A 6423-nucleotide genomic window follows, 5' to 3' on the forward strand; every position below is an offset into this window, starting at 1 on the left:
TGAATGTCAAGTTGCTGCTTATCGAGTTGTCCAACCGTAATATGCAAACCATCTGAATCCACTTCATCGTCGTTATCCGTTCCGCTTTGAAATGCAGAAATATTACAATGATGATGAACCGACCCCATCGGAAGAAATCCTTCACCGATTGCTTCCAACTGTCGCGTGTAATCTTCATTCTTTATTTCCCGCACTGCTAAGCCGCGACACTCCTGAGGAAACGCCCAGACTTTCCATTCCTTTTTTTCCTTGTGGTAATAGAGCCGCACGGTTTGTTCACTATTGAATTCACTAAATCCCCAGCGAAAGAATGCGATGATGGATTTCCATACATCAAGAGGAATGAACTCACCCGTCCAGTGAAGTTCTAACTGTTTCACTTCTTCGAGCGTGTTGTCTTTTACGGGAAACATTCCTTCAAAGACAGAGTTCGTTTCATGCTGATAGAGTTTTCCTTTGTAACTAATCATCGTTGCCTCCGACTTCTTCCAGAATGTTATCAACTTGGTTTTCGACATCATCCCAACGGAATTCTTCATTATCCCGTCCATCCAAATCGAAGTCATCGTAATCCGTTTCTTGCGATTCGCCATCATACTCGACATTCTCAAGAATGTATTCTCTCACTGCTTCAAATCCTTCACGGATAACAGAGAGAGGGACTTCTATTTCTTCATCGGAAGAATACCGTGTGTAGTAATTACAATGTCCGTATTCATCCCATTTGTATTTTACTCTGAGGAAACGAACATCTTGTTGCATTCTTCTCGGTGGTGGTTTTTCCTTCCTGACTTTCTCCAGCAAGCGTTGCCGGAGTTGTTGTTCATCAAGGGGAATATCATTCGTTCCGAGTGTATTCATCAGAATATGTTGTGCAATATCCGTTTGACGATACTGCACAGCGAGTTCAAGGTTATCGGTGAGTGCCATAGGTTATAGTATTTATTTTATTGTAATTGGCTTCAAAACCAATTGCTGTTGACTGCCGGAACTTCTTTGTTTTCAGAATATGAAATAACTGAAGTCCGAGCGCAGCAGCAAGGTTATTGAAGATTGCGAGTTGCGGAAATGATTCCAACGCTTCATTGCATCCGCGTTGTGTCGGGTCAAATCGTGTATCGGTGAGAACATCGGGATACTTCACACGATAATCGCGCGGTGTATTTTTCCATTCCGGCAAATACAAATATGCTTGTGCTGATTCGTATTCATTAGCGCAGAGTATTACTTTGCAGGAATACTCATCGGCTTTTGCTAAACATACTTTTCTTGCCGGATGATTATCCACGCAGCAAAAGATGATGCTGTTACGCTCGGGAAAGAAATTCTGTCCGGTGATGTATTCCGGGGAAGAAAGAAGTCGTTGTCGTGTCTCTTGTTTTGTGTTCAAGTAGAATGCATTGAGCAACGCTTGTGTTTTCTTTTCTCCGGAACATCCCAGTGGCAAATTCTGACGCTCGTAGTTTTTTGATTCAATCACGTCGCCATCACATAACGTAATCGTGTCGTGCGTTGCGTGAACAAGTGCGGGGAGCAGGTATGAGCCTACTCCGCCGCAGCCAATAAGATAGATCATAGAAAGATGCTGTATTCTTTAAGAAAGTTTGCAAATGCGGGAGCGGTAATGTCGTCCCGGTATTGTGTTAAGAGATATTGTTCAAAGAGTTGGTTGAGAAGTTTGTTTTCTTCATCAACAAACAATTCCGCTTTCAGTTCATCGAAGAACTGTTGTTCTATTGTGTGAGCCATAGGAGCCGGGAGTTTTGACACGGTTGAAGTTTCGATTGAAGGTAAGCATCAAGATTCTCACCTTTATCCGTTGCAATGTCGCGTTGTTTACCATCAGGAGAGAATGCAAACAAATCTGCTGCTTGTTCTTTCCACGCTATGTATAAATCCGTATTCCACTCCGTTGCATCGAGACGTTCATTGACTTTCTCTTTGATGGTCGTAATCGTTTTCCCTTGGTTCCATGCGTTTCCCAAACAGAGACGACTATCATCGTAAATGTTGGGAAGCGGCAGTTGATACAGTTTCGTATTGTAGTGAGCAACGAGATAACTCATTTCCCAGTTACCGCAAACGAACACTGTCAGCCACTCAGGGACTTTCCACACATTCTTTTGCAGCACGGAATGTTTTGCAGAAGAAAATGTTGGATAGAGAAAACTTCCTTCAGGAAATGTTCCAAGATTCCAGTAGGTATTGAGGACGAGTTCTTTCTTCTTAAATGCCCACATAAATCCTTGCGAACTGATATTGAGGAGAAGGTCTTTCGTAACTTCAGACGAGGTAAATCCCACCGTATTCACAATGCGTTGTTTGATGAATTGCGGATAGGTATAGATTTTCTTGACTTCGCGTTCTTCAATCCCATTCGGTGTAATGACGATTTCGGTCATATTGCAAACGGTTATGAATTTGCTTTCGTTGCAGGTTTTGGTTGTAATGTAATGCTGGAGCCGTTTGATGGAACGAAGGTATCCGGTTCACAGATTGGTGTTCCATTCACGGTTGCACTTACATTGTTCGGGTCATAGCCCAGAGTTTCCGTTGCAACTTCGTTTTCGAGAATGTCGGTTACTGTTGCATTATCGGAGAAGTTTTGGAGAAACGGATTCTCTGCGCCGTAGTTGATAGTGATAAGTTTTGCCATAATAATGATTTGATTGTAGTTGTTGTGTTGTGCTGTTCACATAATGCAGGAACAGCGTCTGCAAACTTGAAAAAAAAAGAAAAGACAGTATCGTGTTTCAAATACTGTCTTATCTGTGTAGTGCGTATGCAACTCAATACCGCAAATATCGCTGTGCATCTTCGCGGTCTATGGAAGTTAATCCGCCGCGCAAATGAATATCGCTCTGAAGATGATGCGCTAATTGCTGTCGTGCGTTGATTCCTAAATGAATTGTTCGTTGCATACTGTTGGGGAGATTTTCTTCAAAGATGCCATCTTTGTCGGAAAGGAGTATTGTTTCGTAATCTTCCGTCACAAGATGAAACCTCCGAAGCCATGGTTGTGTATTCATAGAAGTTGTGAAAAAAATAATGCAAGCGTTCGCTTACATTATTCTTATACCAAAATCTATTTCAATTTCATTCTTGCGGATTTAGGTTCCATACCCCGCCCCCCGATGAGTAGTGCCAGATGCAAACCTCGCAAAGGTTCAATGTGTTTTGGAAAGGGAAATCGAAAAATGAAATTTTTTTTTGGGGAGAAAATGATCGCTTTGATGAGCGAAAAATGTTTTGTATGTTTTGCGCGTAAAAAATGTATTTGAGAAAGCAAAAACATTGTCGCAGATATTTTTATATAGTTTCGCTAATCCAACACTCATATTGCGGGTTTGCGAAATAAAATGTAGATTTTGTTCGCATAATTAAATGTTAGCACTAATTTTAACAGACCGAAACAATAAATTAACGAATAAAAAATGGGACAAGAACAATACAATCAATGGGTTCAGAGAACGAACACAAACCAACAAGACAATTTATGTGGTGGTCGACAAGTATCTGAGAATGAAATGTATTTCATTGAAAAATATGCTGTAAAAAACATTCTCGATATTGGTTGCGGGACAGGGCATAGGACTTTTCCAATGTGGATTGAAAAAAAAATGAATTTCTATGGCATTGAAAAATTTCAGAACCTAATAGAAGATAGCCATTTCAAAGAGAAAATAATACAAAGTGACATTTCAAGTAAAGAATTTATGGAAAGAGTCGAAGAACTTATGACTATGAAGTGTGACATTGTATTTCTATTCGGTGGTGTAATTAACGGAATTATTGACAGAAATTTACAGACAATAACTTGGGAAAACTTCAAATTTCTATTAGATAAATGCGAGTATATACTAATAGACACTTTAACTCATTTTCCTTGGTTTTCAACAGCAGAAACAGGACAAGAAATCCAATTATTTCATTTAGTTCCTACACAATATTTTTATTCCAAGAAAGAACTTGAAAAATTAAATAATGAATTCGGATTAGAATTTTGTGAAGAACGAACAGAAAGCATAGGAAATCTAAAAAGAACACATTTTCTTATTAGAAAGAAGAAAAACTAGTGCTAACAGCGTGCAAGCGCCATAGCCCTACCGCAGGCGCAACACAGGGCTACGAGCGCCTGCACGCAAAACGTTAGCAGCCATTTTCGGACGACATACAAACAAATTAAAACATTAACAAAATGACGAATTATCAAGACGACAGAAAAGTAAAACTTTCAGCTTACAAAAAGGCAAACTTGACAGTTAAACAAGGACTTTGGCGAGACTTGCCTTACGACCATATATTACCCATTGAACAAAAAGAGAAAAATATCATAGAAGCATTTCGGGACGACTTTTGGACTTATTACAAAGGGACAGACATAAAACTTCATCAATATTTTCATCATCTAAATTCATCACAAGCACTTTGTTTTAATCTTTTCTTTCCGCTATTTCATTATGACAAAAGACTTCTGACTTTTGTTATTCATCGCATCATTGAGGTAGCACCGACCTTTAGGACTTCAAAAGAAAATATGGACAAATTGTTTGCTATTAAAAACGAGTTACTATCCGACCAATTTGCTGGGGAACTTGAAGACGAATTTTTAATGAACAATCTTTTTACTTCTTGTGAGTTTGAGAAAATTTTAGACGCCAATGAGTCGACAAATTTTGACTTTTTCGTTCAGCTTCAAAAGGGACACAAAGTATTGTTTGAGATAAAATATACGGAAAGCGAGTTTGGCAAAACCGTTGCGGACGAGAGACACATTCATAAATACGACACCATTTACAAACCCCGACTTCAGAAGGTATTACGACCTGAGTTTATTAACCAAGACTTTGTTTTCAAAAACTACCAAGTTGTTCGCAACCTTTCATACATAGACGACTTGACGACTATTGTGTTTTTATTTCCAGAGGCAAATCAAGATTTAAAAGGGACAAAGGAGTTAATTTCTCAAATTCTCTTGCCTGACATTGTTCATCAGACAAGAGTAGTTCACATTGAAAACCTGACAAGACAAATTTTAAATAAGGACTACTTAAAGAGACTGCATCCAATTTTTGAAACATTTAAACACATCTACATTGACTAAAAAAACGGCTGCTAACACGGGGCTTAGCGAAATTTGTTTTTGAAGGGGTGATGTGCTTAGTGGAAGTGTTGGGCATTTAATTTAGATTAGCGTTGATGCAAAAAATGCGAACCACTTTTGGGTATTCTTCTCGTTTCTATTGTTCGCATTTTTTGCGGCAAGTATCGGTATTTCTATCCCTTAAAAACAAACTCCGCCAAGCCCCGGCTCGTTAGTAGCCATTTTAGTGCAACATTAAATAAACAGACAATTAACAACGTAAAAAGAAAAATATGGAAAAGAAACATCAGGTTCACAACCTAATTATTTTAGACGAAAGTGGTTCAATGTCGTCTATTAAAAACACAATTATTCAAGGTTTCAACGAATTAGTGCAGACAATTCAGGGAATTGAAAAACAATTTCCCGAACAGGAACATTTTATCTCATTCGTGTCATTTAACGGCTTAGGGCAAAAATTGCTTCACTTTATTGACCCCGCAAGCAAACTCAAACAAATAAACGACACGAGCTATAATCCTGACGCTTCTACACCACTATTTGACGCAATGGGTTTTAGCATTAACAAGCTGAAACAATCATTGCAAGGACAAACAGACTATAATGTTCTTGTTACAATCTTGACAGACGGAGAAGAAAACGCTTCAAAAGAATTCTCGGGCAGCGATATAAAAAAACTTGTTGAAGAACTTAAACAAAATCGTTGGACATTTACATACATTGGGACAGACCACGATGTAGAAAAAATTGCAATTTCGCTTTCCATCAACAACACAATGGTTTTTGAAAAAAATGAAGCTGACATTAAAAAAATGTTTAAGAAAGACAGAAGTTCAAGAGCTAGTTACAGTAAAAAAATACGTTTTAACGAAGACACGACATCAAACTATTTTGAAGACACAGAAGACGATAAAGAAAAGAAATAAAAACGGCTACTAACAGGCGTTTGGCTCAATGGCGGGTGACGTGGTTAATTGAACATTCTACCTCGCATCAACATTTGTGCTATGTTGACAGTTTTGTGCTCCGAAACCCGCCACTGCGCCAAGCGCCAAAACGTTACCCGCAAGCTTATTAGCACCCTGCTAACTTGAAACTTTGGTGCTTTGAACGGACAGTTTTTTGAAAGCAAACTTGACGGACTGACCGCTTTGAACAAACAGGCAACCGCAATAAAATAAATAATTAAAAAACCGCCACCGCACAAAAAAAAATACTTTGAATTTCTATGGCAACCGCACAAAACACACTTTCATTTTTTTGCTCTCACACGAACCCAACCCGAAAAAAAATGAAAGAGTGTTTTCCCCAACGCTTTA

Annotated in this window: 9 protein-coding genes; 3 read left to right on the forward strand and 6 right to left on the reverse strand. The window is 38.7% G+C overall.

What is annotated here, in order from left to right:
- The 6 genes from FJ218_10450 to FJ218_10475 form a co-directional block, all read right to left on the reverse strand.
- On the reverse strand, positions 1–470 hold a 470-nt coding region (locus FJ218_10450), incomplete at its 3' end, for a hypothetical protein (protein ID MBM4167321.1).
- Positions 463–930, reverse strand: coding sequence for a hypothetical protein (locus tag FJ218_10455; GenBank protein MBM4167322.1), 468 nt, complete (start codon positions 928–930; stop codon positions 463–465). The genes FJ218_10455 and FJ218_10450, both read right to left, overlap by 8 nt.
- The gene (locus FJ218_10460; protein ID MBM4167323.1) at positions 914–1576 is read right to left on the reverse strand and encodes a hypothetical protein; all 663 of its coding nucleotides are present in this window, start codon (positions 1574–1576) and stop codon (positions 914–916) included. The genes FJ218_10455 and FJ218_10460 overlap by 17 nt, the downstream gene beginning before the upstream one ends.
- A gap of 157 nt (positions 1577–1733) precedes the next feature.
- The gene (locus FJ218_10465; GenBank protein ID MBM4167324.1) at positions 1734–2402 is read right to left on the reverse strand and encodes a hypothetical protein; all 669 of its coding nucleotides are present in this window, start codon (positions 2400–2402) and stop codon (positions 1734–1736) included.
- 11 nt (positions 2403–2413) lie between these two features.
- Positions 2414–2656: a hypothetical protein gene (locus tag FJ218_10470; protein ID MBM4167325.1), complete on the reverse strand. Its 243-nt coding sequence runs from the start codon at positions 2654–2656 to the stop codon at positions 2414–2416.
- A 133-nt stretch (positions 2657–2789) separates the two neighbouring features.
- The gene (locus tag FJ218_10475) at positions 2790–3029 is read right to left on the reverse strand and encodes a hypothetical protein (protein MBM4167326.1); all 240 of its coding nucleotides are present in this window, start codon (positions 3027–3029) and stop codon (positions 2790–2792) included.
- 405 nt (positions 3030–3434) lie between these two features.
- Here FJ218_10475 and FJ218_10480 point away from each other — a divergent pair, with 405 nt between their 5' ends.
- The 3 genes from FJ218_10480 to FJ218_10490 all read left to right on the forward strand — a co-directional run bounded on the left by FJ218_10480 (position 3435) and on the right by FJ218_10490 (position 6030).
- On the forward strand, positions 3435–4076 hold the full coding sequence (locus tag FJ218_10480; GenBank protein ID MBM4167327.1) for a class I SAM-dependent methyltransferase: 642 nt from the start codon (positions 3435–3437) through the stop codon (positions 4074–4076).
- Positions 4077–4198: 122 nt separating this feature from the next.
- Positions 4199–5104 carry a hypothetical protein gene (locus tag FJ218_10485; GenBank protein MBM4167328.1) on the forward strand — a complete coding sequence of 302 codons (906 nt, stop codon included), beginning with the start codon at positions 4199–4201 and terminating at the stop codon, positions 5102–5104.
- 272 nt (positions 5105–5376) lie between these two features.
- Complete coding sequence (locus FJ218_10490) at positions 5377–6030, forward strand: VWA domain-containing protein (protein ID MBM4167329.1); 654 nt, start codon at positions 5377–5379, stop codon at positions 6028–6030.
- Positions 6031–6423: the final 393 nt, after the last annotated feature.

Source organism: Ignavibacteria bacterium (assembly GCA_016873775.1).
Taxonomy (GTDB): Bacteria; Bacteroidota; Ignavibacteria; order UBA10030; family F1-140-MAGs086; genus JAGXRH01.